This is a genomic window from Cupriavidus sp. U2, from assembly GCF_009663685.2.
Classification (GTDB): Bacteria; Pseudomonadota; Gammaproteobacteria; order Burkholderiales; family Burkholderiaceae; genus Cupriavidus; species Cupriavidus necator_C.
The window spans coordinates 597,424-623,766 of sequence record NZ_RCOG02000012.1; the positions used below are offsets into that span (position 1 = coordinate 597,424).

At 64.3% G+C, this 26,343-nt stretch carries 26 protein-coding genes; all 26 read left to right on the forward strand.

The genetic code is table 11. The features are described 5' to 3' along the window. The first annotated feature begins 120 nt into the window (after positions 1–120). Positions 121–762 carry an NADH-quinone oxidoreductase subunit J gene (locus tag D9X30_RS12965; RefSeq protein ID WP_066738975.1) on the forward strand — a complete coding sequence of 214 codons (642 nt, stop codon included), beginning with the start codon at positions 121–123 and terminating at the stop codon, positions 760–762. Between the two features lie 16 nt (positions 763–778). Continuing rightward, entirely contained in the window at positions 779–1,084 is a 306-nt protein-coding gene (gene nuoK, locus D9X30_RS12970; RefSeq protein WP_029050842.1) for an NADH-quinone oxidoreductase subunit NuoK, read from the forward strand. 59 nt (positions 1,085–1,143) lie between these two features. Beyond that, positions 1,144–3,228, forward strand: a complete 2,085-nt coding sequence (gene nuoL, locus D9X30_RS12975) for an NADH-quinone oxidoreductase subunit L (RefSeq protein WP_153947590.1) — start codon at positions 1,144–1,146, stop codon at positions 3,226–3,228. A gap of 27 nt (positions 3,229–3,255) precedes the next feature. Next, a complete protein-coding gene (locus tag D9X30_RS12980) occupies positions 3,256–4,722 on the forward strand; it encodes an NADH-quinone oxidoreductase subunit M (RefSeq protein ID WP_153947591.1) in 1,467 nt (488 codons plus the stop codon). A 19-nt stretch (positions 4,723–4,741) separates the two neighbouring features. After that, positions 4,742–6,217: an NADH-quinone oxidoreductase subunit NuoN gene (nuoN, locus tag D9X30_RS12985; protein ID WP_153947592.1), complete on the forward strand. Its 1,476-nt coding sequence runs from the start codon at positions 4,742–4,744 to the stop codon at positions 6,215–6,217. Positions 6,218–6,234: 17 nt separating this feature from the next. Further along, on the forward strand, positions 6,235–6,543 hold the full coding sequence (locus tag D9X30_RS12990; RefSeq protein ID WP_029050838.1) for a DUF2818 family protein: 309 nt from the start codon (positions 6,235–6,237) through the stop codon (positions 6,541–6,543). A 40-nt stretch (positions 6,544–6,583) separates the two neighbouring features. After that, positions 6,584–7,228, forward strand: coding sequence for an NUDIX domain-containing protein (locus D9X30_RS12995; RefSeq protein WP_153947593.1), 645 nt, complete (start codon positions 6,584–6,586; stop codon positions 7,226–7,228). A 206-nt stretch (positions 7,229–7,434) separates the two neighbouring features. Further along, positions 7,435–7,902 carry a DUF1178 family protein gene (locus D9X30_RS13000; protein ID WP_153947594.1) on the forward strand — a complete coding sequence of 156 codons (468 nt, stop codon included), beginning with the start codon at positions 7,435–7,437 and terminating at the stop codon, positions 7,900–7,902. A 90-nt stretch (positions 7,903–7,992) separates the two neighbouring features. Further along, entirely contained in the window at positions 7,993–9,195 is a 1,203-nt protein-coding gene (locus D9X30_RS13005; protein ID WP_153947595.1) for an acyl-CoA dehydrogenase family protein, read from the forward strand. 13 nt (positions 9,196–9,208) lie between these two features. Next, on the forward strand, positions 9,209–10,327 hold the full coding sequence (locus D9X30_RS13010; RefSeq protein WP_153947596.1) for an acyl-CoA dehydrogenase family protein: 1,119 nt from the start codon (positions 9,209–9,211) through the stop codon (positions 10,325–10,327). 64 nt (positions 10,328–10,391) lie between these two features. After that, the gene (locus tag D9X30_RS13015; RefSeq protein WP_153947597.1) at positions 10,392–10,844 is read left to right on the forward strand and encodes a MaoC family dehydratase; all 453 of its coding nucleotides are present in this window, start codon (positions 10,392–10,394) and stop codon (positions 10,842–10,844) included. 135 nt (positions 10,845–10,979) lie between these two features. Next, positions 10,980–11,453 carry a MaoC family dehydratase gene (locus D9X30_RS13020; protein WP_029050832.1) on the forward strand — a complete coding sequence of 158 codons (474 nt, stop codon included), beginning with the start codon at positions 10,980–10,982 and terminating at the stop codon, positions 11,451–11,453. Positions 11,454–12,043: 590 nt separating this feature from the next. Then, positions 12,044–13,012 (forward strand): ubiquinol oxidase subunit II, encoded by a 969-nt coding sequence (gene cyoA, locus D9X30_RS13025; RefSeq protein WP_029050831.1) that lies wholly within the window; start codon positions 12,044–12,046, stop codon positions 13,010–13,012. An 8-nt stretch (positions 13,013–13,020) separates the two neighbouring features. Beyond that, positions 13,021–14,994, forward strand: a complete 1,974-nt coding sequence (gene cyoB, locus D9X30_RS13030; protein WP_092594655.1) for a cytochrome o ubiquinol oxidase subunit I — start codon at positions 13,021–13,023, stop codon at positions 14,992–14,994. Between the two features lie 5 nt (positions 14,995–14,999). Continuing rightward, on the forward strand, positions 15,000–15,644 hold the full coding sequence (gene cyoC, locus D9X30_RS13035) for a cytochrome o ubiquinol oxidase subunit III (RefSeq protein WP_092594653.1): 645 nt from the start codon (positions 15,000–15,002) through the stop codon (positions 15,642–15,644). Further along, the gene (gene cyoD / locus D9X30_RS13040; protein ID WP_092594651.1) at positions 15,645–15,995 is read left to right on the forward strand and encodes a cytochrome o ubiquinol oxidase subunit IV; all 351 of its coding nucleotides are present in this window, start codon (positions 15,645–15,647) and stop codon (positions 15,993–15,995) included. 389 nt (positions 15,996–16,384) lie between these two features. Beyond that, the gene (gene urtA, locus D9X30_RS13045) at positions 16,385–17,644 is read left to right on the forward strand and encodes an urea ABC transporter substrate-binding protein (protein ID WP_153947598.1); all 1,260 of its coding nucleotides are present in this window, start codon (positions 16,385–16,387) and stop codon (positions 17,642–17,644) included. Between the two features lie 199 nt (positions 17,645–17,843). Next, positions 17,844–19,481, forward strand: a complete 1,638-nt coding sequence (urtB, locus tag D9X30_RS13050) for an urea ABC transporter permease subunit UrtB (RefSeq protein ID WP_153947599.1) — start codon at positions 17,844–17,846, stop codon at positions 19,479–19,481. Between the two features lies 1 nt (position 19,482). Next, the gene (urtC, locus tag D9X30_RS13055) at positions 19,483–20,682 is read left to right on the forward strand and encodes an urea ABC transporter permease subunit UrtC (protein ID WP_153947600.1); all 1,200 of its coding nucleotides are present in this window, start codon (positions 19,483–19,485) and stop codon (positions 20,680–20,682) included. Further along, positions 20,679–21,527: an urea ABC transporter ATP-binding protein UrtD gene (gene urtD, locus D9X30_RS13060; protein WP_153947601.1), complete on the forward strand. Its 849-nt coding sequence runs from the start codon at positions 20,679–20,681 to the stop codon at positions 21,525–21,527. Before urtC ends, urtD begins: the two co-directional genes overlap by 4 nt. A gap of 2 nt (positions 21,528–21,529) precedes the next feature. After that, positions 21,530–22,222 (forward strand): urea ABC transporter ATP-binding subunit UrtE, encoded by a 693-nt coding sequence (gene urtE, locus D9X30_RS13065; RefSeq protein ID WP_153947602.1) that lies wholly within the window; start codon positions 21,530–21,532, stop codon positions 22,220–22,222. 104 nt (positions 22,223–22,326) lie between these two features. After that, entirely contained in the window at positions 22,327–23,208 is an 882-nt protein-coding gene (locus D9X30_RS13070) for an urease accessory protein UreD (protein ID WP_194946506.1), read from the forward strand. A gap of 62 nt (positions 23,209–23,270) precedes the next feature. Continuing rightward, a complete protein-coding gene (locus D9X30_RS13075) occupies positions 23,271–23,573 on the forward strand; it encodes an urease subunit gamma (protein ID WP_092594639.1) in 303 nt (100 codons plus the stop codon). A gap of 79 nt (positions 23,574–23,652) precedes the next feature. Continuing rightward, entirely contained in the window at positions 23,653–24,291 is a 639-nt protein-coding gene (locus D9X30_RS13080) for a HupE/UreJ family protein (protein WP_153947604.1), read from the forward strand. A 21-nt stretch (positions 24,292–24,312) separates the two neighbouring features. Further along, a complete protein-coding gene (locus D9X30_RS13085; protein ID WP_092594635.1) occupies positions 24,313–24,618 on the forward strand; it encodes an urease subunit beta in 306 nt (101 codons plus the stop codon). Further along, the gene (gene ureC, locus D9X30_RS13090; protein ID WP_153947605.1) at positions 24,618–26,336 is read left to right on the forward strand and encodes an urease subunit alpha; all 1,719 of its coding nucleotides are present in this window, start codon (positions 24,618–24,620) and stop codon (positions 26,334–26,336) included. The genes D9X30_RS13085 and ureC overlap by 1 nt, the downstream gene beginning before the upstream one ends. Positions 26,337–26,343: the final 7 nt, after the last annotated feature.

Sequence of the window (26,343 nt, forward strand, 5' to 3'; positions counted from 1 at the left end):
GGCAACGAATTTGAAGTCGCCCCGCAAGGGGCACAACCAAGAGAAGCAAGTCGCGCAAGGCGCGGCTGCCCCGACGGGCAGCCCGGACCGGCGCGGCCCAAAGAGGATCCGATAGGGACCATGGAACTCACGACAGCCATCTTCTATGCCTTTGCCCTGGTGCTGGTGCTCTCCGCACTGAAAGTCATCACGGCAAAGAACCCGGTGCATTCCGCACTGTTCCTCGTCCTGGCGTTCTTCACCGCCGCGGCGATCTGGATGATCCTGAAGGCCGAGTTCCTCGCCATCCTGCTCGTGCTGGTGTACGTAGGTGCGGTGATGGTGCTGTTCCTGTTCGTGGTGATGATGATCGATATCGATATCGAGCACCTGCGCCGCGACTTCTGGACGTACGTGCCGATGGCGTCGATCGTCGGTGCGCTGATCATCGCCGAAATGGCCATCGTGCTGGTGCGCAACTTCATCGGCACCACCAACGCCGTGCTGCCGCCGGGTGCGCAGGACCCGAATTATTCGAACACCGCCGCGCTGGGCAAGCTGATCTACACCGACTACGTGTACGCCTTCGAAGTGGCCGGCATCATCCTGCTGGTGGCCATCGTGGCCGCCGTGGCCCTGACGCTGCGCCGCCGCAAGGACGTCAAGGCGCAGGACGTGGGTGCCCAGCTGCGTGTACGCCGCGACGAGCGCGTGCGCATGGTGAAGATGCCGGCCGAGGGCCGGGCCGAAGCGGATGCTGCTGCGTCCGCCAACAAGAACTAAGCCCGGAGAACCCGCTGTGCTGTCTCTCGCTCACTTTCTCGTCCTCGGTGCCATCCTGTTCGCGATCAGCATCGTTGGCATCTTCCTGAACCGCAAGAACGTCATCGTGCTGCTGATGGCGCTCGAACTGATGCTGCTTGCGGTGAACATGAATTTCGTCGCCTTCTCGCACTACATGGGCGACCTGGCCGGACAGGTTTTCGTTTTCTTCATCCTTACGGTGGCCGCCGCCGAGTCGGCAATCGGTCTGGCAATCCTGGTCGTGCTGTTCCGTAACCTGGACACGATCAACGTGGACGACATGGATACCCTCAAGGGCTGACATGAACGCTCACGACATGAACCAAGACTGCACCCCGACCGCACACCAATAAGCGTCCTATGGCAACCACGCTCAACCCCAACCTGCTGCTGGCGATCGCGCTGGCACCGCTCGCCGGTGCCGCGATAGCCGGTCTGTTCGGTACCAAGTTCTTCGGCACGTTCTCCTCGGAGACGCGCGGCGGCCGCATCGTGGCCCACTCGGCAACGATCCTCGGTGTCGCCATCTCGTTCGTCCTCTCCGTGATGGTGCTGCTCGACGTGATGAACGGCGCCGGCTACAACGCCACCGTGTACGAATGGATGACCATCGGCTCGCTGAAGATGGAAGTCGGCTTCCTGGTCGATTCCCTGACGGCGATGATGATGGTCGTGGTGACCTTCGTCTCGCTGATGGTGCACATCTACACCGTCGGCTACATGGACGGGGACCCCGGCTACAACCGCTTCTTCGCCTACATCTCGCTGTTCACCTTCTCGATGCTGATGCTGGTGATGAGCAACAACTTCCTGCAGCTGTTCTTCGGCTGGGAAGCTGTGGGCCTGGTGTCGTACCTGCTGATCGGCTTCTGGTACACGCGTCCGACCGCGATCTTCGCCAACCTGAAGGCGTTCCTGGTCAACCGCGTGGGTGACTTCGGCTTCATCCTCGGTATCGGCCTGCTGCTGGCGTACAGCGGCAGCATGAACTACACGGACGTGTTCGCCCAGCGCGAGCAGCTGGCAACCGTGATCTTCCCGGGCACCGACTGGCTGATGATCACCGTGGCGTGCATCTGCCTGTTCATCGGCGCGATGGGCAAGTCGGCGCAGTTCCCGCTGCACGTGTGGCTGCCTGACTCGATGGAAGGCCCGACCCCGATCTCCGCACTGATCCACGCGGCAACCATGGTGACGGCCGGTATCTTCATGGTGTCGCGCATGTCGCCGCTGTTCGAGCTGTCGGACACCGCCCTGTCGTTCGTGATGGTCATCGGCGGCATCACGGCACTGTTCATGGGCTTCCTGGGCATCATCCAGAACGACATCAAGCGCGTGGTGGCGTACTCCACGCTGTCGCAGCTGGGCTACATGACCGTGGCCCTGGGCGCTTCGGCCTACTCGGTGGCCGTGTTCCACCTGATGACCCACGCGTTCTTCAAGGCGCTGCTGTTCCTTGCGGCCGGTTCGGTCATCATCGGCATGCACCACGACCAGGACATCCGCAACATGGGCGGCCTGCGCAAGTACATGCCGATCACCTGGATCACGTCGCTGGTGGGTTCGCTGGCGCTGATCGGCACGCCGTTCTTCTCGGGCTTCTATTCGAAGGACTCGATCATCGAGGCCGTGGCCGAGTCGCACCTGGCCGGTTCGGGCTTCGCGTACTTCGCGGTGCTGGCTGGCGTGTTCGTCACCGCCTTCTACTCGTTCCGCATGTACTTCCTGGTGTTCCACGGTGAAGAGCGTTTCGGCAAGCCGCACGCGCACCACGACCACCACGAGGAGGAAGAGGAATCGCACGGCGACGACCACCACCATGGTCTGGCTCCGGGCCAGAAGCCGCACGAGTCGCCGTGGGTGGTGACGCTGCCGCTGGTGCTGCTGGCCATCCCGTCGGTGATCGTTGGCGCCATCGCCATCGAGCCGATGCTGTTCGGTGACTTCTTCAAGCATGGCCTGGCGTTCAAGGACGTGATCTTCGTCGGCGAGAACCATCACGCCATGGAAGAGCTGAAGGAAGCGTTCCACGGCTGGGTGCCGATGGCGATTCACTCGCTGACGACTCCGGTGCTGTGGCTGGCCATTGCCGGTGTGGTGCTGTCGTGGTTCTTCTACATGAAGCGCCCGGACATTCCGGCCGCCATCAAGCAACGCTGCTCGGGTCTCTACAACCTGCTCGAGAACAAGTACTACATGGACGCGATCAACGAGGCGGTGTTTGCCCGTGGCGCGCGCCTGCTGGGTACCGGCCTGTGGAAGGGTGGTGACCAGAGCTTCATCGACGGCCTGTTCGTCAATGGTTCGGCCCGTGTGGTGGCGTCGTTTGCCGCGGCCAGCCGTTACCTGCAGTCCGGCTACATCTACCATTACGCTTTCGCGATGATCCTCGGCATGCTGGTGCTGTTGACGCTGACGATCACTGGCGTGATAGGCACCAAGTGATAGGCACCGAGTAAGGAAAACAAACAAATGGTTCTGTCTCTCGCAATCTGGCTGCCTATCTTCTTCGGCCTGCTGGTATTGATGTTCGGCTCCGACAACAGCAAGGGCTTCGCGCGCTGGATGGCGCTGTTCGGTGCCATCGCCAGCTTCGCCGTGACGCTGCCGCTGGTCTTTCATTTCGATACGTCGACGGCTGCGATGCAGTTTGTCGAGCAGGCGAACTGGATCGAGCGCTTCAACATCGCCTATCACCTGGGCGTTGACGGCATCTCGATGTGGTTTGTCGTGCTGACCTCGTTCATCACCGTGATCGTCGTGATCTCGGCCTGGGAAGTGATCACCGAACGGGTGGCCGAGTACATGGCCGCGTTCCTGATCCTGTCGGGTCTGATGGTGGGCGTGTTCTGCGCGCTGGACGGCATGCTGTTCTACGTGTTCTTCGAAGCCACGCTGATCCCGATGTACATCATCATCGGTGTCTGGGGTGGCCCGAACCGCGTGTACGCCGCGTTCAAGTTCTTCCTCTACACGCTGCTGGGCTCCCTGCTGACGCTGGTTGCCCTGCTGTACCTGTACAACAAGACAGGTACGTTCGACATCCTGTCCTGGCACCAGGCCAAGCTGTCGTTCGAGGAGCAGATCCTGATCTTCCTGGCGCTCTTCATGGCCTTCGCCGTGAAGGTGCCGATGTGGCCGGTGCACACCTGGCTGCCGGACGCCCACGTGGAAGCGCCGACCGGCGGTTCCGTGGTGCTGGCCGCGATCATGCTGAAGCTGGGCGCCTACGGCTTCCTGCGTTTCTCGCTGCCGATCGCGCCGGACGCCAGCCACTACATGGCACCGTTCATCATCACGATCTCGCTGGTCGCGGTGATCTACATCGGCCTCGTGGCGCTGGTCCAGGCCGACATGAAGAAGCTGGTGGCGTACTCGTCGATCGCCCACATGGGCTTCGTGACGCTGGGCTTCTTCATTTTCAACGACCTGGGCGTTGAAGGCGGCATCATCCAGATGATCTCGCACGGCTTCGTGTCGGGCGCCATGTTCCTTGGCATCGGCGTGCTGTACGACCGCGTGCATTCGCGCCAGATCGCCGACTACGGCGGTGTGGTGAACGTGATGCCGAAGTTCGCCGCGTTCTCGGTGTTCTTCGCCATGGCAAACTGCGGCCTGCCGGCTACTTCCGGTTTCGTCGGCGAGTTCATGGTCATCCTGGCCTCGGTCAAGTTCAATTTCTGGATCGGCCTGCTGGCTGCCACGGCCCTGATCCTGGGCGCGGCCTACTCGCTGTGGATGGTCAAGCGCGTGATCTTTGGCGATATCGTGCATCAGCACGTGCGTGAACTGGTAGACCTGAACAAGCGCGAATTCCTGATGTTCGGCCTGCTGGCCATCCTGACGCTGTACATGGGTCTGTACCCGAAACCCTTCACCGATGTGATGCACGCCTCGGTGGTGAACCTGCTGTCCCACGTGGCACAGTCCAAGCTGTAAGCGGGGGAGAGAAACCAACATGCAATCGTCCTCTAGCCTGGCCCCGGTGGCGCCAATCATTTTCCTGGCGGTCGCCATCGCGGCGATCAACTGGATCGACCTAGCGCGCGGCAAGGGCCGCACCAGCGTGGCATACCCGCTGGCACTGCTCACGACGCTGGTGCTGACCTTCTGGTTCGCACTGGACGCCGCGAACGGCGAGACGCACTACGTGTTCGCCAACCTGGTGGTCGTGGATCCGATGGCCAACGTGCTGTCGGCGTTCTGCTCGCTGGGCATGTTCCTGACGCTGATCTACACGCGCACCTACCTGAGCAACCGCGACATGTTCGCGGGCGAGTTCTACATGCTCGCGCTGTTCACGCTGGGCGGTCAGCTCGTGATGATTACCGGCAACAACTTCCTGACCCTGTATCTGGGCCTGGAACTGCTGTCGCTGTCGTCGTACGCCCTGGTGGCCCTGCGCCGCGACTCGCGCGTGACGTCGGAATCGGCCATCAAGTACTTCGTGCTGGGTGCACTGGCCTCGGGCTTCCTGCTCTATGGCATGTCGATGATGTACGGCGCCACCGGTTCGCTGAACCTGGGTGAAGTCTTCCGCGTGGTGGAGTCGGGTCGCGTCAACACGACGATGCTGGCCTTCGGCGTGGTGTTCATCGTCGCCGGTGTGTCGTTCAAGCTCGGTGCCGCACCGTTCCACATGTGGATTCCGGACATCTACCAGGGCTCGCCGACCGCGGTGACGCTGCTGATCGCCGCCGGCCCGAAGGTTGCCGCGTTCGCGCTGATCATGCGCCTGCTGGTCGAAGGCCTGCTGCCGCTGGCCGGCGACTGGCAGATGATGCTGGTGGTGCTGTCGGTCGTGTCGCTGCTGATCGGCAACCTGACCGCGATCGTGCAGACCAACCTGAAGCGGATGCTGGCGTACTCCACCATCTCGCACATGGGCTTCATCCTGCTGGGCATGCTGTCCGGCGTGGTGGCGAACAAGGCGGATGGCGCGGCCAATGCCTACAGCGCGTCGATGTTCTACTCGATCACCTACATGCTGACCACGCTCGGCACGTTCGGCCTGATCCTGATCCGGACGCGCAAGGGTTTCGAGGCCGAAACGCTGGACGACCTGAAGGGCATGTCGCGCCGTCATCCGTGGTTTGCGCTGCTGATGCTGGTGATGATGTTCTCTATGGCCGGCATCCCGCCGACCGTCGGCTTCTACGCCAAGCTGGCCGTGCTGTCGGCCGTGGTCAAGGCCGGCATGAGCTGGCTGGCCGTGGTGGCCGTGGTGTTCTCGCTGATCGGCGCGTTCTACTACCTGCGCATCGTGAAGCTGATGTACTTCGACACGCCGGCTGGCGAAGAGCCGCTGGAAGCGTCGGTTGGCGTGCGCTCGGTCCTGAGCCTGAACGGCCTGGCCGTGATCCTGCTGGGCCTGTTCCCGGCTGCGCTGATGAACCTGTGCTACCAGGCCATCCGCGCCACGCTGGCTTCGTAACATAACAAGGTGACGACATGAGTTCCTCGGCGGGCGGTTGGTTTGTCATTTTGCTGGCACTGGTCTGTGCCAACCTGCCGTTCGTCAACCAGCGCCTGTTCGCGGCGGTGGGCCTGAAATGGGCCCGCAAGCCGCTGTGGCTGCGGGCCGTGGAGCTGTTCGTCTGGTATGTGGTGGCCGGTGTTGCCGGCTTTGCGGTGGAGGCGGGCCTTGGCAACGCATTCCCGCAGGGCTGGCAGTTCTACGCCATCACGGCCTGCATGATGCTGGTGTTTGCCTTCCCGGGCTTCACCTGGCAATACCTGGTCAAACATCGCACGGCCTGAGGGCTTGCCTGCTCCGGTCCGTGCCATCTCCGGAGCGCGCATGACCGACAAGACCCTCCCCGTTTCCTCCCAGTCGTCCGAAGTCTCGGATGACCATCTCCGCGAGACGCCGGTCGCTTCGGCAACCATCCACCGCGGGAAATTCCTGACCCTCAAGCAAGACATCGTGCGCCTGCCCGACGGCAAGCAGGCCGGGCGCGAGTACGTGCTGCATCCGGGCGCCGTCATGATGATCCCGCTGTTCGACGATGGCACCGTGCTGATGGAGCGCCAATTCCGCTATCCGGTGGGCGAAGTCATGCTCGAATTCCCGGCCGGCAAGCTCGACCCGGAAGAGGGTGCGCTGGTGTGCAGCAAGCGCGAACTGCTGGAAGAAACCGGCTACACGGCAGCGCGCTGGGACTACCTGACGCGCATCCACCCCGTCATTTCCTATTCGACCGAATTCATCGACCTGTTCCTGGCCCGTGATCTGACGGCTGGCGAGTCGAAGCTCGACGACGGTGAATTCCTTGAGACCTTCGTCACACCTGTCGGACAGATCATTGACTGGGTGCGGCAAGGCCGCATTACCGACGTGAAGACGATCATCGGCGCGTTCTGGCTCGAGAAAATTGTCTCGGGCACCTGGCAACCCGGCGAACAGGCCGAACCGCCGTTCCCGACCGCACGGGCGGCCGGCTAGAACGTCGCTTTGCTGCTAAGCTTGGCGAGGCGCGAATCACGGGTTTTCCCTTGATTTTTCAGGGCCCGGCGCCCAAATAGGCTGCCATCGGCGGGATTGTGTTTCCTACGCATCCTGCCAGGCAAAAACGGCTGCAAAAAAATTAGCACGACCGTTCACAAAATTTCGATTCACGGCTAACATTGCCCCGACGGGCTGGAAAGATCATGAAGGTGCTCGACCTGTGCTGTGCGCATGACCATCGTTTCGAGGGCTGGTTTGCCTCGGAGGAAGATGCGCAATCGCAGATTTCACGCGACCTCGTCCAATGCCCGGTCTGTGGCGACCATGCGGTCAGCCGCCTGCCCAGCGCGCCGCGCCTGAATCTGTCGGGTGCCACCGCGAAGCCGGCGCCGACGCAGGGCCGCGATGGCGAACCAGGCAAGGCCGAGGCCCGGCAGATGATGCAGGCGCTGCAGGCCCACTACCTGAAGGCCGTGCGGCAGGTGCTGGCGCAGACCGAGGACGTGGGAGACCGCTTCGTGGAGGAAGCGCGGCGCATGCATTACGAGGAGGCGCCCGAACGCGGCATTCGCGGTTCGGCCACCGCCGAGGAAGTGCAGGCGCTGGCTGAAGAGGGCATCGACACCTTTCCGCTCATCGTGCCGGACGCATTGAAGCAGACGGCCCACTGAACAAGCATCCTGTGCCCGGTTTTACCAGCGCAGCGATGCGCAGGTAAAACAATCGGCCGGCGCCCGCCGGCACCACCTATGGAGACGGGCATGGATCTCAACTACTCGGCGGCGGACAACGCCTTCCGTCAGGAAGTGCGCAGCTGGCTCGAAGCCAACCTGCCGGCGGAAATCAGCGAAAAGGTGCTCAACCACCGCCGCCCCAACCGCGACGATCTGGTGCGCTGGCACAAGATCCTGGCCGGCAAGGGCTGGTCAGTGCCGCACTGGCCGGTGGAATTCGGCGGTACGGGCTGGAACGCCACGCAACGCCATATCTGGGACGAGGAAAATGCCCGCGTCGGCGCACCCGGCGTACTGCCGTTCGGTGTGGCGATGGTTGCGCCCGTGATCATGAAGTACGGCAATGCCGAGCAGAAGTCGTACTACCTGCCGCGTATCCTCGACTGCACCGACTGGTGGTGCCAGGGCTATTCGGAGCCCGGCTCGGGTTCCGACCTCGCATCGCTGAAGACGCGCGCCGAACTGACGCCGGACGGCAAGCACTACATCGTGAATGGCCAGAAGACCTGGACCACGCTGGGCCAGCACGCCGACATGATCTTCTGCCTGGTGCGCACCGACCCTGAAGCCAAGAAGCAGGAAGGCATCTCGTTCCTGCTGATCGACATGAAGACGCCCGGTATCACCGTGCGCCCGATCATCATGCTCGACGAAGAGCACGAGGTGAACGAAGTCTTCTTCGACAACGTGAAGGTGCCGGTCGAAAACCGCGTGGGCGAAGAGAACCGCGGCTGGACCTACGCCAAGTACCTGCTGGGCCACGAGCGCACCGGCATTGCCCGTGTGGGCAATTCCAAGCGCGAACTGGGGTTCCTGAAGCGCGTGGCGCGTCAGCAGCAGAAGAACGGCAAGCCGCTGCTGGCCGATCCGGTGTTCGGCGCCAAGGTGGCCGCGCTGGAAATCGAGCTGATGGCGCTGGAAATCACGGTGCTCCGCGTGGTGTCGAGCGAAGCGGCCGGCAAGGGCCCTGGCCCGGAAGCGTCGATGCTCAAGATCAAGGGCACCGAGATCCAGCAGATGCTGACCGAGCTGATGGTGGAGGCCGTGGGTCCGTATGCCCAGCCGTTCGACACCGCCTACCTCGAATGCGAGCACGACCATGCCGTGACCGGCTACGACGATGCCGCGCCGCTGGCCGCCTACTACTTCAACTACCGCAAGACGTCGATCTACGGTGGTTCCAACGAAATCCAAAAGAACATCATCAGCCAGATGATTCTGGGGCTGTGAGGAGACACGCGACATGAACTTCAATCTCAGCGACGAACAGAAGCAGCTGGCCGACGCGATTCGCCGTTTTGTCGAGAAGAGCTACGACTTCGAATCGCGCAAGAAGAACATCAAGACCGAGGCAGGCTACGGCGAGCAGGCCTGGGGCGCCCTGGTGGAGCTGGGCCTGACCGCGCTGCCGGTGCCGGAAGCGCAGGGCGGTTTCTCGGGTACGGCCGTCGACATGATGGTGGTGCAGGAGCAGCTGGGCCGTGGCCTGATCGTGGAGCCGTACTTCGCCACCGTGGTGGCCGCGCACGCACTGAAGCTGGCCGGCGGCCAGGAAGCGGTACTGGAGCAGGTGGCCGGCGGCGAGGTGAAGCTGGCCACGGCGTTCAACGAGCCCCAGGCGCGCTACGAACTGAACAACGTGACGGTGACGGCCAAGGGCGGCAAGCTCAACGGTCGCAAGGTGGTGGCGATCCACGGTGCGCAGGCTGACAAGCTGGTGGTGTCGGCCCGTACCGGCGGTGCCCAGTCCGATCGTGACGGCATCTCCCTGTTCCTGGTCGATACGAACGGGGCTGGCGTCAGCGTCAAGGACTACCGCACAATCGACAACCTGCGCGCGGCCGACGTGACGTTTGCCGATGCGCCGGCCACGCTGCTCGGTGCCGAAGGCAAGGGCTTTGACGTGCTGGAGGCGACGGCCGACTACGCCGCCGTGCTGCTGTGCGCCGAGGCCGTTGGCGTGATGGACACGCTGAACGCCGCCACGCTCGAATACGCCAAGACGCGCCAGCAGTTCGGCGTGCCGATCGCGCGCTTCCAGGCGCTGCAGCACCGCATGGTGGAAATGTTCATCCATGCCGAGCAGTCGCGTTCGATCACGCTGCTGGCTGCCGCCCGCTTCGAGGAATCGTCGCCGGAAGAACGCCGCCGCTACGTGTCGGCTGCCAAGGCACGGGTGGGCCAGGCGGCGCGCTCGGTCGGTCAGGAAGCCGTGCAGATCCACGGCGGCATGGGCGTGACCGACGAACTGCCGGCCGCGCACATGTTCAAGCGGCTGACCATGATCAACACGACGTTTGGCGACGTGGACCATCACCTGGGCCGCTTCGCAAGCCAGCCGGGCTTCCAGGAAGCCGCCTGACCGTAGTGTTTGACCTGAACCGCGCCGGCGACCCCGAGCGCGGTTTTTTGCTTTGGAGCCCACGATGTCCAACAAGATGTACTTCGAAGACTATGTCGTCGGCAGCGAGATTCCGCTTGGCAGCTACCACGTTACCGAGGAGGAGATCCTCACGTTTGCGCGCCAGTACGATCCCCAGCCGTTCCACATCGACAAGGCCGCGGCGGAAAGCAGCATTTACGGTGGCCTGATTTCAAGCGGCTGGATGACCTGCGGCATCATGATGCGGCTGCTGGTACAGTCGATGGGCGACCGCTCCACCAGCATGGGTTCGCCCGGCGTGGACGAGGTGCGCTGGATCAAGCCGGTCTATGCTGGCGACACGCTGACCGCCGTGCTGAAGATCCTGGAGAAGCGCCCGTCCAGCACGAAGCCCGACCGCGGCGTGGTGATGACGCAGTGGGTTGGCACCAACCAGAAGGGCGAGGTGGTGTGTACGGTCAAGGGCATGGGCATGTACAAGCGCCGCCCGGCCTGAGGCCGGTGCGAGCGCGGCAGGAAGCCATTCAGCCGGGCAACGAGACGACAAGACGACAAGACGACAAGACGACAAGACGACAAGACGACAAGACGACAAGACGACAAGACGACGAGACAATAGGAGACAAGTCATATGCGCACCATTGCATCGCTGGAAGAGCTGGAGTCCCTCCAGGGCCAGGAAGTGGCCGTCAGCGACTGGTCCGAAATCACGCAGCAGCAGGTAAACCTGTTTGCCGAGGCGACGGGCGATCATCAGTGGATCCACGTCGATGTCGAGCGCGCCAAGCGGGAGTCGCCATTCGGCGCCCCGGTGGCGCATGGTTTCCTGACGTTGTCGCTGCTGCCGCAGTTCATGCAGAACGCCATCCACATGGAAGGCGTCAAGATGGGCGTCAACTACGGGCTGAACCGGGTGAGGTTCACCTCGCCGGTGCCGGTCGGCAGCAAGCTGCGCGCGCGCGTGAAGCTGCTCAAGGTCGAGCGGCTCGATCCGTTGCCAAACGGCCTGCTCGGCGCTCAGTCGACCTGGGAAGTCACCATCGAACGCGAGGGCAGCGATCGCCCCGTCTGCGTGGCGGAATCGATCAGCCGGCGCTACTCCTAGCCGTTGCAGGGTGCAGCGGAGCGGGGCCGCTAGAACGCGGCCCCTTTCTTTTGTCCAGAAGAATCGCATGACAAATACGTTCACAACGTGATCTGTTTCCTTTGCGCGACATCAAGAACATTGTCCGGTTAAAAGAACAGTGTTTCCGTTGTGTTTGGGTTTACCCGCAATGTTGCGTTGCGGTACATTCGCGCCCAACGATGTTTTAAGTAATGCGATATCCGCTCGGAGACCGTGCTCGCTGCGCTGGCGGGTCGGTCAAAAGCAGGCGGAAATCGCGTGAGCATCGTGACACAACGCTTGTCCCGGTGGCTGCTCCGAACCGGGAACGATCGCAGTTCAGGCAGTCGGTTACCTCAGCGCACGCTTCCGCCCCCGGCGTTTCGCGCACGCAGTCGTCAGTTGCTGTCCAGCCGCGCTCACGGCGTTGCCCGGCCGCATGGTCCGCCGGTGCTTGCTCGCCCCATCAACGCTTGCGCCAGCTTTGGACACGTCCCCGGTTTTTCCCAGCCCAGCCAGCCCGTTGCCTCGTGCAGCAGGCGGCAGTGCCTCGCTTGTGCACAGGCGTGGCGCAACCAGACCGTCGTGACATGAACACATCAACAATGCCGCGCCTGATGCGGTACCTGCCTTGCCTTGGCCTGCTCCTGCTGGCCGGCTGCGACTACGCGCTGATGAACCCGAAGGGGCAAGTCGGCGTCGACATCAAGGGCATCATCCTGATCGCCACCTGGCTGATGCTGCTGGTCGTGGTGCCGGTGATCATCCTGACGATCGTGTTCGCGTGGAAGTACCGCGCCAGCAACACGTCGGCCACCTACGATCCGGACTGGTCGCACTCGACCAAGATCGAAGTCGTGGTCTGGCTGATTCCCTGCCTGATCATCATCGCGCTGGGCATCATCACCTGGAAGTCGTCGCACGATCTCGATCCCTACAAGCCGCTGGAGTCGAACGTCAAGCCGGTGCAGGTCGAAGCCGTGGCGATGAACTGGAAATGGCTGTTCATCTATCCGGAACTGAAGATCGCGACGGTCAACCAGCTGGCGCTGCCGGTGAACACGCCGGTGAACTTCAAGATCACGTCGGATTCGATCATGAATTCGTTCTTCATCCCCCAGCTGGGCAGCCAGGTGTACGCCATGGCCGGGATGGAGACCAAGCTGCACCTCATCGCCAATGAAGCCGGCACGTACGACGGCATGTCCGCCAACTACAGTGGCGGCGGCTTCTCGGGCATGAAGTTCAAGACCATCGCCATGTCGAATTTCGACTTCGACAAGTGGGTGGAACAGGTGCGCGCGTCCAGCAAGCAGCTCGGCGCCGAGGACTACAAAGTCCTGGCCAAGCCGAGCGAAGCAGATCCGGTGACGTACTTCGGCAAGATCGAAGACGGCCTGTTTACCGGCATCCTGCATCAATACATGGGGCACGACGGCCGTGCCATGGCCCGCGAAGGTTTCGATGGCGGTCCGGTCTGCACGTCGCGTAACACGCTTGGCGAAGAGCGTGTATCCATGACCACGCCGGCCAAGCCGGCCGTGGGCGCGCAAATCTAGGAGCAATGATGTTTGGCAAATTGAGTTTGTCGGCGATTCCGTTTCATGAGCCGATCATCATGATCACGCTGAGCTGCGTGGCCCTTGGCGGGCTGGGGCTGCTCGGCGCGATCACGTATTTCAAGAAGTGGAATTACCTGTGGGTCGAATGGATCACTTCGGTCGACCACAAGCGCATCGGCGTGATGTACTCGCTGGTGGCGCTGATCATGCTGCTGCGCGGCTTTGCCGACGCCATCATGATGCGTACCCAGCTGGCGGTTGCCACCAACGGCGCCACCGGCTTCCTGCCGCCCGAGCACTATGACCAGGTGTTCACGGCCCACGGCGTGATCATGATCTTCTTCGTGGCCATGCCGCTGATGACGGGCCTGATGAACCTCGTGGTGCCGCTGCAGATCGGCGCGCGCGACGTGGCATTCCCGTTCCTGAACACGCTGAGCTTCTGGCTGTTCGTGGCCGGCGCGCTGCTGGTCAATATCTCGCTGGGGGTTGGCGAATTCGCGCGTACGGGCTGGCTGGCCTATCCGCCGCTGTCGGGCCTGGACTACAGCCCGGGCGTGGGGGTGGACTACTACCTCTGGTCCTTGCAGATTTCAGGGTTGGGCACGCTGCTGACCGGCGTGAACTTCCTGGTGACGATCCTGAAGATGCGCGCCCCGGGCATGACCCTGATGCGCATGCCGGTGTTCACGTGGACGGTCTTCTGCACCAACGTGCTGATCGTGGCCGCCTTCCCGGTGCTGACGGTGTCGCTGGCCCTGCTGGGTCTGGACCGTTACTTCGACATGCACTTCTTCACGAACGACGGTGGCGGCAACGCCATGATGTACGTGAACCTGATCTGGATCTGGGGCCACCCCGAGGTCTACATCCTGGTGCTGCCGGCATTCGGTATCTTCTCGGAAATCATCGCCACGTTCTCGGGCAAGAAGCTGTTCGGCTACAAGTCGATGGTTTATGCAACGAGCGCGATCATGGTGCTGTCGTTCATCGTGTGGCTGCACCACTTCTTCACGATGGGCTCGGGCGCCAACGTGAACGCGTTCTTCGGCATCACGACGATGATCATCTCGATCCCGACGGGCGTGAAGATCTTCAACTGGCTGTTCACGATGTACCGTGGCCGCGTGCAGTTCACGTCGCCGGTGCTGTGGACGCTGGGCTTCATGATCACGTTCGTGATCGGCGGCATGACCGGCGTGCTGATGGCCGTGCCGGCAGCCGACTTCGTGCTGCATAACAGCCTGTTCCTGATTGCCCACTTCCACAACGTGATCATCGGCGGCGTGCTGTTCGGCTACCTGGCCGGCATCACCTACTGGTGGCCGAAGGCGTTCGGCTTCAAGCTGAACGAGCGGCTGGGCAAGTGCGCCTTCTGGTGCTGGATCGTCGGTTTCTACTTCGCGTTCATGCCGCTGTACGTGCTGGGCCTGATGGGCATGACCCGTCGTCTGAACCACACGAACAACCCGGAATGGACGCCGTGGCTGCATCTGGCCGTGGTGGGCGTGGTGTTCGTGGCGCTGGGCATCTTCTTCCAGGTGCTGCAGATCGTCGTGTCGATCCGCGACCGCAAGAAGCTGGCCGACGTGACGGGCGACCCGTGGGGTGGCCGTACGCTGGAATGGGCAACGTCGTCGCCGCCGCCGTTCTACAACTTCGCGCACACCCCGGTGGTGCGTGACCTGGACGCGTTCGCCGACATGAAAGCCCGTGGCGAGAAGCTGCCGACCAGCGGCTTCGAGCAGATCCACATGCCGAAGAACACGGCTGCCGGCTTCTACATGGGTGCCTGGAGCCTGGCGCTGGGCTTCGCGCTGATCTGGCACATCTGGTGGCTTGCCGCCGTTGGCCTGGTCGGCATGGTGGTGGCGTTCATCCGTCGCGCCAACGATGACCACATCGACTACTACGTGCCGGCCGCCGAGGTCGAGCAGATCGAAACCCGCTACCAGCAGCGTGTGGCTGCACAGGGCTGATAACGATGTCGACAGAAGTTCTTGACCGCTTTGGGGCGCAAGCCCCCGCGCATGCGCACTCGCACGACGAGTCGCACGACCACGCCCATCACGACACCAGCGAGAACACCATCTTCGGTTTCTGGCTGTACCTGATGAGCGACTGCATCCTGTTCGCGTGCCTGTTCGCCGCGTTCGCCGTCCTGCGCGGCGAAGTGGCGGGTGGCCCGTCGGGCAAGGAGCTGTTCGAGCTCAACTACGTGCTCGTGGAAACGGCAATCCTGCTGTTCTCGTCGATCACCTACGGCTTTGCCATGGTGTCGATGCAGAACCAGCAGCGCGGCCGCGTGATGTTCTGGCTGGCCGTGACGTTCCTGCTGGGCGCAGGCTTCATGGCGATGGAAATCAACGAGTTCGCGCACCTGATCCATGAAGGTGCCGGCCCGAGCCGCAGCGCCTTCCTGTCGTCGTTCTTCACGCTCGTGGGCACCCACGGCCTGCACGTGGCAAGCGGCATGCTGTGGATGCTCGTGCTGATGTACCAGCTGTCGAAGAAGGGCCTGACCCCGGCCGTGGCCAAGCGCCTGAACTGCCTCAGCCTGTTCTGGCACTTCCTGGACGTGGTCTGGATCGGTGTGTTCACCGTGGTCTACCTGATGGGAGCAATGTAAATGGCACAGCAACACGCAAGCGCCGCCCATGGCGCGTCGCATGGCCACAGCAGCGTCAAGTCGTATGTGATCGGCTTCGTGCTGGCGGTGATCCTGACCGTGATCCCGTTCAAGATCGTGATGGACGGCTCGATCGACCGCGCCACCACGCTCTGGATCATCCTGGGCATGGCCGTGGTGCAGATCATCGTGCACCTGAAGTACTTCCTGCACCTGGACGGCTCGGATGGCCAGAAGTGGAACGTGATGGCACTGCTGTTCACGGTCCTGATCCTCTTCATCGTGCTGGCCGGCTCGCTCTGGATCATGCACAACATGAACGCCAACATGATGCCGTGGATGAGCAAGTGACCGTCGTCACCGGTATCTGAAGAAACGGGGCCCCTGCGGCCCCGTTTTTTATTGCATTTTTCCCTGACCGCTTCAGGCCGCAGCGGGAGAGGGAGGGGCTGCGGCCCCCGTCCGAAATCTTGCCGCTGGTGCGCCACGCACCGATCCCTTCCAGCCATGCACCGCATCGGGCCGATGCACGACGCCGGTGCATGCGTCCGTTCCTGCCCCTTCGCAACCCCGGCACCTTACTGGTGCGCCCCCGCTCCGTCCCATCCGATTTGTCTTGCCGCCGTTGCCTGGCAACGGTTTGCGGTCGTTGGCGCGCTTGGCACGCAAGTTGCAGAAGCGTTACCCGGGGTGCGTAGTCCCTGACCACATACGACAAATTGGACAAAATGGGAGCTGCAATGAAACGACGTGACATGCTGAAGCTGTCGGCGGTAGCCGCCGCGGCGATGATCGGTACCAGCCCGCTGATGGCGCAGACGAAGGAACCGATCAAGGTCGGCATCCTGCATTCGCTGTCGGGCACCATGGCCATCTCCGAGACTTCGCTCAAGGACGTGGCGCTGATGACGATCGACGAGATCAACAAGAGCGGCGGCGTGCTGGGCCGCAAGCTCGAGCCCGTGGTGGTCGACCCCGCTTCCAACTGGCCGCTGTTCGCCGAGAAGGCCCGTCAGCTGATCACCAAGGACAAGGTGGCCGTGACGTTCGGCTGCTGGACGTCCGTGTCGCGCAAGTCGGTGCTGCCGGTCTATGAAGAGACCAACGCACTGCTGTTTTACCCGGTGCAGTACGAAGGCGAGGAAATGTCCAAGAACGTGTTCTACACGGGGGCCGCGCCGAACCAGCAGGCCATCCCGGCCGTGGAATACCTGATGAGCAAGGAGGGCGGCGGTGCCAAGCGCTTCTTCCTGCTGGGCACCGACTACGTGTATCCCCGCACCACCAACAAGATCCTGCGCGCGTTCCTGAAGAGCAAGGGCGTAGCCGACAAGGACATCGAAGAGGTCTACACCCCGTTTGGCCATAGCGACTACCAGACCATCGTCGCCAACATCAAGAAGTTCTCGCAGGGCGGCAAGACGGCCGTGATCTCGACGATCAACGGCGACTCCAACGTGCCGTTCTACAAGGAACTGGGCAACGCCGGCCTGAAGGCCAAGGACGTGCCGGTGGTGGCTTTCTCGGTGGGCGAGGAAGAACTGCGCGGCATCGACACCAAGCCGCTGGTGGGCCACCTGGCCGCCTGGAACTACTTCATGTCGGTCAAGAATGGCGAGAACGACGCGTTCAAGAAGCGGTGGGCGGCATGGGTCAAGGCCAACAACCTGCCCGGCGGCGACAAGCGCGTGACCAACGACCCGATGGAAGCCACCTACGTCGGTATCCACATGTGGGCCCAGGCCGTGAAGAAGGCCGGCACCACCGACGTGGACAAGGTGCGCGCCGCCATGTACGGCCAGACCTTCAAGGCGCCGGACGGCTTCACGCTGACCATGGGCGACAACCATCACCTGTACAAGCCCGTGATGATCGGCGAAGTGAAGGGCGACGGCCAGTTCAACGTGGTCTGGAAAACGCCGAAGCCGATCCGTGCGCAGCCGTGGAGCCCGTTCATCGCGGGTAACGAAGGCAAGGCCGACAAGGTCGGCGGGAACTAAGCGCTGCCGACCGTTGTTATGCGCTCCCCTCTCCCATGCAGTGGAGAGGGGTGGGGGTGAGGGTAAAACCTCTCAAGATGCGAGTGCGGCGATTTGACCTGCCGTGCCCTCACCCCCGGCCCCTCTCCCGCAGGCGGGAGAGGGGAGCAAGGACAAGAACAATACTAGACGCGATCCATCGCGCGAACCAGGCTCCTGAATGCACCGACCCAATATCCGCTCGTGGCTGCGCGCCATGCTCGCCGCGTTGCTGCTGGCCGCTGCCCCGCTCTGGGCCGCCACGCCGCTCACGCAGGCCGACCTGAAGCCGCTGGCCGAGGACGACTTCGACGCCAAGACCGCCGCGCTTGCCAAAGTCACGCAGGCGCCGGCCGAACAGGCCGGCCCGATCCTGAAGGCACTGCAGGACGATGCGCTGCAGTATGAACCATCGGTCGGCATGGTGCGCCAGGATGGTGACAAGTATCTCGATGCCATCAGCGGCAAGCCCGTCGCCGTGAAGAGCGATGCGCTGGAATCGCTGACGCTGAACAACAGCCTGCGCACCATCGTCGACAGCGCCGCCAGCAGCCTGCTGCTGCAGTCGCCGGACATCGCGGTACGCACGCAGGCCATCAACACGCTGCTCGACCAGCCCGGGAACGCGTCGCGCGAGGCGGTCGAGGCCGCCCGCAAGGCCGAGGCCGATGCCGGGCTGCGTGCCCGCCTGGACGTGATCTGGGCCAATACCGTACTGGCCCAGGGCACCGAGGCCCCGCGCGATGCACGGCTCGATGCCATCCGCATCCTGGGCAGCGACAGCAACCCGCAGTCGCGCCAGAAGCTGATGCCGCTGATGGAAAAGGACGATGCCGGCAAGTACAAGGAAGCCGACGAGGGCGTGCGCGTGGCCGCCCAGCAGGCCATCGACCAGATGCGCAGCGAACAGCGCCGCGCCGAACTGCTGGGCAACCTGTTCGCCGGCCTGAGCCTGGGCAGCGTGCTGCTGCTGGCGGCGCTGGGCCTGGCCATCACGTATGGCCTGATCGGCGTCATCAACATGGCGCACGGCGAATTCCTGATGATTGGCGCCTATGCCACGTACGTGGTGCAGACGCTGTTCCGCGCCTATGCGCCGAACGCGTTCGACTGGTACCTGGTGGCGGCGCTGCCGGCCTCGTTCCTGGCGGCTGGCGTGGTCGGCTTCGCGCTGGAGCGGATCGTGCTGCGGCATCTGTACGGCCGTCCGCTGGAAACGCTGCTGGCCACGTTCGGTATCAGCCTGCCGCTGATGCAGGCCGTGCGCACGATCTTCGGCGCGCAGAACGTGGAGGTGGCCAATCCGGTGTGGATGAGCGGCGGCTTCGATGCGATGGCCGGGCTCGTGATCCCGTACAACCGTGTGGTCATCATCCTGTTCGCGCTGGCCGTGGTGGCCGTGGCGTGGGCCGTGCTGAACCGTACCCGTCTGGGCCTGTTCGTGCGCGCCACGACGCAGAACCGCACCATGGCGGCCTGCGTGGGCGTGCGCACGTGGAAGGTGGACAGCTACGCGTTTGCGTTCGGCGCCGGCATTGCCGGGCTGGGTGGCTGCGCGCTGTCGCAGATCGGCAATGTGGGCCCCGACCTGGGGCAGGCATACATCATCGATTCGTTCATGGTCGTGGTGCTGGGCGGGGTGGGGCAGCTGGCCGGCACCATCGTCGGGGCATTCGGCCTCGGCATCATCAACAAGTTCATCGAGCCGTTCTACGGCGCGGTGCTGGCCAAGATCTTCGTCCTCGTGCTGATCGTGCTGTTCATCCAGAAGCGGCCGCAGGGACTTTTCGCGCTCAAGGGGCGCAGCGCGGAGGCCTGACATGAGCAGCTTTTCCTCTTCATCCCGCAAGGCGTTCAAGCTGTCGGTGCCGGAGCGCCAGCCGCTGTTCTCGGGCCGCGTATGGACGCTGCTGGTGCTGCTGACCGTGGTCGTGGCCATCGGCGTGCCCATCTGCGCGCTGGTGCTGCCGGAGACCCATCCGCTGCACCTGTCGGCCTATGCGCTGACGCTGTTCGGCAAGATCATGTGCTTTGCGCTGGCGGCCATCGCGCTGGACCTGGTGTGGGGCTACTGCGGCATCCTGAGCCTGGGCCACGGCCTGTTCTTCGCGCTGGGCGGCTATGCGATGGGCATGTACCTGATGCGCTCGATCGGCCGCGAGGGGGTCTACAAGAGCGACCTGCCCGACTTCATGGTGTTCCTGGACTGGAAGGAACTGCCGTGGTTCTGGCACGGCACCGAGCACCTGCCGTATGCGCTGCTGCTGGTGGTGCTGGTGCCCGGCGTGCTGGCGTGGCTGTTCGGCTTCTTCGCGTTCCGGTCGCGCATCAAGGGCGTGTACCTGTCGATCATCACGCAGGCCATGACCTATGCCGCGATGCTGCTGTTCTTCCGCAACGAGACGGGTTTCGGTGGCAACAACGGCTTCACGGACTTCAAGCGCATCGCCGGCTTCGCGGTGGCCGCGCCGCAGACCCGCACCGCCCTGTTCGTGCTGACCTTCCTGGCGCTGGTGGCCGGCTTCGTTGCGTGCCGCTACATCGTCACGTCGAAGCTGGGCCGCGTGGTGACCGCCGTGCGCGACGCCGAAACGCGCGTGATGTTCTCGGGCTACAACCCGCTGGGCTACAAGCTGTTCGTCTGGACGTTCTCGGCCGTGCTGTGCGGCATTGCGGGCGCGCTGTACGTGCCGCAGGTGGGCATCATCAACCCGGGCGAGATGTCGCCGGCGAACTCGATCGAGATGGCCGTATGGGTCGCCGTGGGTGGCCGCGGCACGCTGATCGGGCCCATCGTCGGCGCGTTCCTGGTGAACGGCGCCAAGACCATGTTCACGGCCTACTTTGCCGAGTACTGGCTGTTCCTGCTCGGCGCGATGTTCGTGCTGGTGACGCTGTACCTGCCCGATGGCGTGGTGGGGCTGGTGCGGCGCCTGCGGGGCCAGCGCACCGCCGCGGAAAAGATCGAGGCGGCCACCGATGAAGCAGCGGTGGCGCCGCAACAAGGGAGCAACGCATGAACGCCGCGCTGGGACTGCAACAGGCAGAAAGCGGAGACGCCACCGGCCTGGGCCGCATCGTCGAACCCGGTGTCATCGACACCACGCACGGGCCCATCCTCTATATCGAGGACCTGACCGTGCAGTTCGACGGCTTCCGCGCGCTGAACAAGCTGTCGCTGTCGATCGACCATGGCGAGCTGCGCTGCGTGATCGGCCCGAACGGCGCGGGCAAGACGACCATGATGGACGTCATCACCGGCAAGACCGGGCCGCGCAACGCGAACGTCACGGGACGCGTGTACCTGGGCCAGACCATCGACCTGATGCGGATGACCGAGCCGAAGATCGCCCAGACCGGCATCGGCCGCAAGTTCCAGAAGCCCACCGTGTTCGAGCAGCACGCGGTCTGGGAGAACCTGGAACTGGCGATGAAGGCCGACAAGCGCTGGTGGTCGTCGCTGCGTGCACGGCTGACTGGCGAAGGACACCGCCGGATCGAGGAAACCCTGGCGCTGACGGGCCTGGAGGACGAGGCCTACCGGCCCGCCGGCCTGCTGTCGCACGGCCAGAAGCAGCGGCTGGAGATCGGCATGCTGCTGATGCAGCAGCCGCAGCTGCTGCTGCTCGATGAGCCCGTGGCCGGCATGACCGACGAGGAAACCATGCAACTGGCGGCGCTGCTCAACAGCCTGCGCGGCAGCTGCTCGATGATGGTCGTGGAGCACGACATGGAGTTCGTGGCCGCGCTGGCGGGCGACGCCGGCCGGGTGACGGTGCTGGCCGAAGGCAGTTTGCTGGCCGAGGGCACCCTCGACGCCGTCAAGCGCGACGAGCGCGTGATCGAATCCTACCTGGGAAGATAACCATGCTGCAGGTCAATGCACTGAACCAGTTTTACGGCGGCAGCCACATCCTGCGCGATGTGTCGTTCGAGGTGCCGCACGGCAAGCTGACGACGCTGCTGGGCCGCAACGGCGTGGGCAAGAGCACGCTGCTCAAATGCCTGATGGGCGTGGTGCCCACCCGCAGCGGCAGCGTCAGCTGGGACGGCAAGGCGCTGGAGAAGAAGGCGCCCTATGAGCGCGTGTCGGCCGGGCTGGCCTACGTGCCGCAGGGCCGGGAGATCTTTCCGCGCCTGAGCGTCGAGGAAAACCTGCTGATCGGCGCCGCCAGCCGTGGCAAGCCGGCAGGCGTACCGGACCGCATCTACGAGCTGTTTCCCGTGCTGCGCACGATGCGCCAGCGGCGGGGCGGCGACCTGTCGGGCGGGCAGCAGCAACAGCTGGCCATCGGCCGCGCGCTGATGAGCGAGCCCCAGCTGCTGATTCTTGACGAGCCGACCGAGGGCATCCAGCCGTCGATCATCCAGGACATCGGCCGCGCGCTGCGCCTGCTGGTGGACGAATTCGGCATGACCGTGCTGCTGGTGGAGCAGTACTACGAATTCGCGCGCCATCTGGCCGATCATTACGTGGTGATGAGCCGGGGCGAAGTGGTGGCCAAGGGCGCGGGCGCGACGATGGAACAGGACGGCGTGCGGGAACTGATCGCGGTGTGAAGCCCCGCCGACGGCACGCGCGCTGGCGCGCCTTCCGGTGAGGGCGGCCGCGCGCTATGATCCGTGGGATACCTCCGCGCGCGTCCGCGCCTGCCTTTTTCATCATGCGTCATCCGGATTTTCCTTCGTCACTCGCCATGTCTGCTGGATGGCACGCCAGCCTGCGCCTGCGCTTTGCAGACCGCGCGGGCCGCGCCGCCATGGTCGAGCGCCGGCACGAGGGGCCGTTGCGCGTGCAGAAGCCGCTCTACCCGGAAGGGGCCATCTGTCATGGCGTGGTGCTGCACCCGCCGGCCGGCGTGGCCGGGGGTGACCTGCTCGATATCGACATCGCCGTGGAAGCCGGCGCGCACGCCGTGCTGGCGACGCCGGGCGCCACCAAGTGGTACAAGTCGCAGGGCCGCGACGCGGCGCAGCAGGTGCGGATCGAAGTGGCCGAAGGGGCCAGGCTGGACTGGCTGCCGCAGGAGAACATCGTGTTCGACGATGCCCGTGCGCGCATTGCCACCGACGTGGTGGTGGCGCCCGGCGGCAGCGCCATCGGCTGGGACGCCGTGGTGCTGGGCCGGCTGGCTTCGGGCGAACATTGGGCCCGCGGTTCGCTGTGGCTCGATACCCGTATTGCCGGCCCGGACCGTGCGCTGTGGATCGAGCAATCGCTTCTCGACGCCGGGTCGCCGTTGCGCGGCGCGCTGGCCGGCATGGACGGCCTGCCCATCCTGGCCACGCTGTGGGCCGTGGGGCAGGGCGCCACGCAGGAACTGGCCGAATCGCTGGCCGAACGGTTGCCGTATCGCCCGGACCTCCGGGCCGGCGTGACCTGCCTGGCAGGCCGAGGACAACCGGCAAGCCAGTCGATGCTGCTGGTCCGCGTGCTGGGCCGCGACATGGAGGCAGTGCGCCACCTGATGATCGATTGCTGGAACGCACTTCGCATGCCGATCCACGGCGTGCCGGCCCGGCCCCTGCGGCTCTGGGCCACCTGACGGCACATCAACAAGAACGCCAGCAAGAACGCCAACAAGAACACCAGAACGGAAAAGCCAACATGGAACTGACGCCGCGCGAGAAAGACAAGCTGCTGATCTTCACCGCCGCCCTGCTGGCCGAGCGCCGCCGGGCGCGCGGGCTCAAGCTCAACTACCCCGAGTCGGTGGCGCTGATCACCGCCGCCATCATGGAAGGCGCGCGGGACGGCCGCACCGTGGCCGAACTGATGCACGAAGGCACCACCGTGCTGCGCCGCGAGGACGTCATGGACGGCGTGGCCGAGATGATTCCGGAAATCCAGGTGGAAGCCACGTTCCCGGACGGCACCAAGCTGGTCACCGTGCACCACCCGATCGTCTGAAGCCCATCCCCGGCCCATCCCAGGCCCATCCCCGGCCCATCGCCCGAACCGAACGCTCAACAAGAAGAGGACCAACCCTATGCAACGCCCGACTTTCGCCCGCGTCATGACCGGCGCCACGCTTTCGCTGGCCGCCGTTTCCGCCTTCGCCCACCCCGGCCACGACGCCGCCACGGTCGGCGCCAGCCTGTTCGCCGGCCTGGCCCACCCGTTCACCGGTGCCGACCACCTGCTGGCGATGGCAGCCGTCGGTGTCTGGAGCGCACTGATCGCCACGTCGAGCGGTGCCTTCGGCCAGGGTGCGTCGAAGCTCGACATGCTGCGCCTGCCGCTGGCCTTCGTCGCGATGATGCTGGTGGGCGCCGTGCTGGGGCTGGCCGGGGTGACGCTGCCGGCCGTGGAGCCGATGATCGCGGTCTCGCTGCTCGTGATCGGCCTGCTGGTGGCGATGCGTGCGAAGCTGCCGGCGCTGTCCGGCATGGCCATCGTCGGCGGCTTTGCGCTGTTCCACGGCTACGCGCACGGTGCGGAGCTGCCGGCCACCGCGGCGGCGCTGCCCGGCGTGCTGGCCTATGTCGGCGGCTTTGCCGTCAGCACGATGACGCTGCATGTGATGGGTATTGGCGTTGGCACGTTCCTGCGTCGCCATGCGGGCTGGATGGCACGCGTGGCCGGGGCGGGCGTGGCGCTGTATGGCGTTGGCCTGCTGGTGGCCTGACGTTCGCAAAGGAGCCAGGCGATGATTCCCGGTGAACTGATGCCGCTGGACGGCGAGATCGAACTGAACGCGGGCCGCGCCACGGTCAGCGTGACCGTGGCCAATACGGGCGATCGGCCGGTGCAGGTCGGGTCGCACTTCCACTTCTACGAAACCAATGCGGCGCTGTCGTTCGACCGCGAAGCCGCGCGCGGCTTCCGGCTCGACATCGCGGCCGGCACGGCGGTGCGCTTCGAGCCGGGCCAGTCGCGCACGGTGCAGCTGGTGGCGCTCGATGGCGATCGCATCGTCTACGGCTTCAACGGCAAGATCATGGGAGCACTGTGATGAGCGTGAAGATTTCACGGCAGGCCTACGCCGAGATGTTCGGCCCCACCACTGGCGACCGCCTGCGGCTGGCCGATACCGGCCTGGTCATCGAGGTGGAAAAGGACTTCACGATCTATGGCGAGGAGGTGAAGTTCGGCGGCGGCAAGGTGATTCGCGACGGCATGGGCCAGAGCCAGCGCATGTCGAAGGATTGCGTGGACACCGTCATCACCAACGCGCTGATCATCGACCACTGGGGCATCGTCAAGGCCGACATCGGCCTCAAGCACGGCCGCATCGCGGGCATCGGCAAGGCCGGCAACCCCGACATCCAGCCGGGCGTGACCATCGTCGTGGGCCCCGGCACCGAGGTGATCGCGGGCGAGGGCATGATCGTCACGGCGGGCGGCATCGACACGCACATCCACTTCATCTGCCCGCAGCAGATCGACGAGGCGCTGATGAGCGGCGTGACCACGATGATCGGCGGTGGCACCGGGCCGGCCACGGGTACCTTCGCCACCACCGTCACGCCGGGGCCGTGGTACATGGAGCGCATGCTGCAGGCCGCCGACGCCTACCCGATGAATATCGGCTTCCTGGGCAAGGGCAACGCCAGCCAGCCGGCCCCGCTGACCGAGCAGGTAGAAGCGGGGGCCATCGGCCTGAAGCTGCACGAGGACTGGGGCACCACGCCGCAGGCCATCGACACCTGCCTGTCCGTGGCCGACGATACCGACACGCAGGTGGCCATCCACACCGATACGCTGAACGAGGGCGGCTTCGTCGAGGCGACCATCGCCGCGTTCAAGGGCCGCACGATCCATACGTACCACACCGAGGGCGCGGGCGGCGGCCATGCGCCGGACATCATCAAGGTGTGCGGGGAATCGAACGTGCTGCCGTCGTCGACCAATCCCACGCGGCCGTACACGGTGAACACGCTGGACGAGCACCTGGACATGCTGATGGTCTGCCATCACCTGGACCCGGCCATCGCCGAGGACATCGCGTTTGCCGAGTCGCGCATCCGGCGCGAGACCATCGCCGCCGAGGACATCCTGCACGACCTGGGCGCGTTCTCGATGATCTCCAGCGATTCCCAGGCCATGGGCCGCGTGGGCGAGGTCATCATCCGCACCTGGCAGACCGCGCACAAGATGGCGGCCCAGCGCGGCAAGCTTCCCGGCGATCCGCACGACGCGCGCGGTGGCCACGACAATTTCCGCGTGCGGCGCTATATCGCCAAGTACACGATCAACCCGGCCCTGACGCACGGCATCGCGCACGAGGTGGGCTCGATCGAAGTGGGCAAGTGGGCCGACCTGGTGCTGTGGAAGCCGGCGTTCTTCGGCGTGAAGCCGAGCCTGATCATGAAGGGCGGCATGATCGCGGCGGCGGCCATGGGCGACCCCAATGCGTCGATTCCGACGCCGCAGCCGGTGCATTACCGGCCCATGTTCGCGTCGGGCGGCGGCGCGCTGCCGAAGTCGTCGCTGACGTTTGTCTCGCAGGCGGCACTGGCGGCCGATGTGGGCGGGCGCTACGGTCTGGCCAAGACGCTGGCCGCCGTGCGCGGATGCCGCTCGGTCAGCAAGCGCGATATGGTTCACAATGACTGGCAGCCGCACGTGACCGTGGACCCCGAGACCTACCAGGTGGTGGCCGACGGCCAGTTGCTGATGTGCGAGCCCGCCACGGTGCTGCCGATGGCGCAACGCTACTTCCTGTTCTGAAGCTGAA

What these genes read in the sequence shown, in the direction of transcription:
- urtC (WP_153947600.1), top strand. Translation starts at nt 19,483, where the DNA reads ATGAGCAGCTTTTCCTCTTCATCCCGCAAGGCGTTCAAGCTGTCGGTG.
- urtA (WP_153947598.1), top strand. Translation starts at nt 16,385, where the DNA reads ATGAAACGACGTGACATGCTGAAGCTGTCGGCGGTAGCCGCCGCGGCG.
- D9X30_RS13085 (WP_092594635.1), top strand. Translation starts at nt 24,313, where the DNA reads ATGATTCCCGGTGAACTGATGCCGCTGGACGGCGAGATCGAACTGAAC.
- D9X30_RS13070 (WP_194946506.1), top strand. Translation starts at nt 22,327, where the DNA reads ATGCGTCATCCGGATTTTCCTTCGTCACTCGCCATGTCTGCTGGATGG.
- cyoC (WP_092594653.1), top strand. Translation starts at nt 15,000, where the DNA reads ATGTCGACAGAAGTTCTTGACCGCTTTGGGGCGCAAGCCCCCGCGCAT.
- D9X30_RS13075 (WP_092594639.1), top strand. Translation starts at nt 23,271, where the DNA reads ATGGAACTGACGCCGCGCGAGAAAGACAAGCTGCTGATCTTCACCGCC.
- D9X30_RS13015 (WP_153947597.1), top strand. Translation starts at nt 10,392, where the DNA reads ATGTCCAACAAGATGTACTTCGAAGACTATGTCGTCGGCAGCGAGATT.
- D9X30_RS13000 (WP_153947594.1), top strand. Translation starts at nt 7,435, where the DNA reads ATGAAGGTGCTCGACCTGTGCTGTGCGCATGACCATCGTTTCGAGGGC.
- D9X30_RS12965 (WP_066738975.1), top strand. Translation starts at nt 121, where the DNA reads ATGGAACTCACGACAGCCATCTTCTATGCCTTTGCCCTGGTGCTGGTG.
- cyoD (WP_092594651.1), top strand. Translation starts at nt 15,645, where the DNA reads ATGGCACAGCAACACGCAAGCGCCGCCCATGGCGCGTCGCATGGCCAC.
- urtD (WP_153947601.1), top strand. Translation starts at nt 20,679, where the DNA reads ATGAACGCCGCGCTGGGACTGCAACAGGCAGAAAGCGGAGACGCCACC.
- nuoN (WP_153947592.1), top strand. Translation starts at nt 4,742, where the DNA reads ATGCAATCGTCCTCTAGCCTGGCCCCGGTGGCGCCAATCATTTTCCTG.
- D9X30_RS13005 (WP_153947595.1), top strand. Translation starts at nt 7,993, where the DNA reads ATGGATCTCAACTACTCGGCGGCGGACAACGCCTTCCGTCAGGAAGTG.
- nuoL (WP_153947590.1), top strand. Translation starts at nt 1,144, where the DNA reads ATGGCAACCACGCTCAACCCCAACCTGCTGCTGGCGATCGCGCTGGCA.
- ureC (WP_153947605.1), top strand. Translation starts at nt 24,618, where the DNA reads ATGAGCGTGAAGATTTCACGGCAGGCCTACGCCGAGATGTTCGGCCCC.
- D9X30_RS12995 (WP_153947593.1), top strand. Translation starts at nt 6,584, where the DNA reads ATGACCGACAAGACCCTCCCCGTTTCCTCCCAGTCGTCCGAAGTCTCG.
- D9X30_RS12990 (WP_029050838.1), top strand. Translation starts at nt 6,235, where the DNA reads ATGAGTTCCTCGGCGGGCGGTTGGTTTGTCATTTTGCTGGCACTGGTC.
- D9X30_RS13010 (WP_153947596.1), top strand. Translation starts at nt 9,209, where the DNA reads ATGAACTTCAATCTCAGCGACGAACAGAAGCAGCTGGCCGACGCGATT.
- D9X30_RS12980 (WP_153947591.1), top strand. Translation starts at nt 3,256, where the DNA reads ATGGTTCTGTCTCTCGCAATCTGGCTGCCTATCTTCTTCGGCCTGCTG.
- D9X30_RS13080 (WP_153947604.1), top strand. Translation starts at nt 23,653, where the DNA reads ATGCAACGCCCGACTTTCGCCCGCGTCATGACCGGCGCCACGCTTTCG.
- cyoA (WP_029050831.1), top strand. Translation starts at nt 12,044, where the DNA reads ATGAACACATCAACAATGCCGCGCCTGATGCGGTACCTGCCTTGCCTT.
- urtE (WP_153947602.1), top strand. Translation starts at nt 21,530, where the DNA reads ATGCTGCAGGTCAATGCACTGAACCAGTTTTACGGCGGCAGCCACATC.
- D9X30_RS13020 (WP_029050832.1), top strand. Translation starts at nt 10,980, where the DNA reads ATGCGCACCATTGCATCGCTGGAAGAGCTGGAGTCCCTCCAGGGCCAG.
- cyoB (WP_092594655.1), top strand. Translation starts at nt 13,021, where the DNA reads ATGTTTGGCAAATTGAGTTTGTCGGCGATTCCGTTTCATGAGCCGATC.
- urtB (WP_153947599.1), top strand. Translation starts at nt 17,844, where the DNA reads ATGCACCGACCCAATATCCGCTCGTGGCTGCGCGCCATGCTCGCCGCG.